The following is a 1,060-nucleotide window of genomic DNA, read 5'->3' as shown; positions in this document are numbered from 1 at the left end:
TTGCCGTCATGTTAGTCTTACGGCTTCTATTGGGTGATAGCTTGCATAACAACTCTTTTGTCTTCTAGTTGTTGTTGTGCGACAGGAATATATATGTCATTACGAGCAAAGCTTATCTGGCCGATTCTGGTTTTTATTACGGCGATCTTTGTTGCTTCAAAAGGTTATACCTCGTACACCGCATACCAATCGTCAAAACATGAGTTGGTTGAGCAAACTCGCAAGTTAATCAATAACGTGTCTTATTCAATTAAAGATGCGCTCACAACAAAGAACAAGCGAAAAGCACAAACTATTCTGGCCGATCTTCTAGAACAGCCCAACGTTTCTAGAGTGAAATTGTATGATAGGGCCAATGAACCTTTTATTGTGCTTGAAGGGAGTGGGGAGTCTGCTCCCGTTCCTAATCAAAATGAAAGAAGTAAGCTCGATGCATTCTGGTATGCGTTGTCCGCCAAGTTTTTGTACGTACTTGAGCCTATCATCCATGAAGGGCATGTGATTGGCTCAATTCGAGTGACGTTGTCACATATTCCAATTATAAATGCGCAACATTCATTCTTGAAAGATGCCGGCGTACTTCTGCTGATATTGGCGGCTGGTGGCATTATTTTCTACATTACCATTGATCGTATCATTCTAAGACCGTTGCTCGATCTCAACGGTGCAATTCAAGATGTTACTTTTGGTAATGCCTCTCACGTACAAATTCGTCATCATTCTAAAGACGAACTGGGCGAAGTTATTCACGCATTCAACCGAATGATGACCAAACTCCGAAAAAGGGAAAAACAACGCCAACATTCGTTAGCTACGCTCGAACAAAAAAGAGCATTTTCAGAAGAAGTCATTGAATCCATTCAGTATGCGTTAGTTATTACCGACAACCTTGGCACCATTATCCACAGTAATGCTGCGACTCAGCATATATTTCAGAAAACACCGGAAGCATTAGAAAATGCGAATATCCGCGATCTGATAAAAACAAAAATGCCGAACGAGCTTAGCCAAATTCTTAGTCGATGCTTAGAGTGTGATGATATCCACCTTCAAAACATTG

Annotated in this window: 1 protein-coding gene; it reads left to right on the top strand. The window is 41.0% G+C overall.

Translation table 11 applies throughout. The features are described 5' to 3' along the window. Positions 1-93: 93 nt before the first annotated feature. Positions 94-1,060, top strand: a 967-nt coding sequence (locus R7D93_RS26030; RefSeq protein ID WP_318129648.1) for a CHASE sensor domain-containing protein, incomplete at its 3' end; no start/stop codon positions are given.

Source organism: Vibrio sp. YT-15 (assembly GCF_033337445.1).
In the GTDB taxonomy this organism is placed as follows: domain Bacteria; phylum Pseudomonadota; class Gammaproteobacteria; order Enterobacterales; family Vibrionaceae; genus Vibrio; species Vibrio alginolyticus.
Note: the sequence above shows the minus strand (reverse complement) of the source record. Positions and strands in the feature narration are given on the sequence as shown.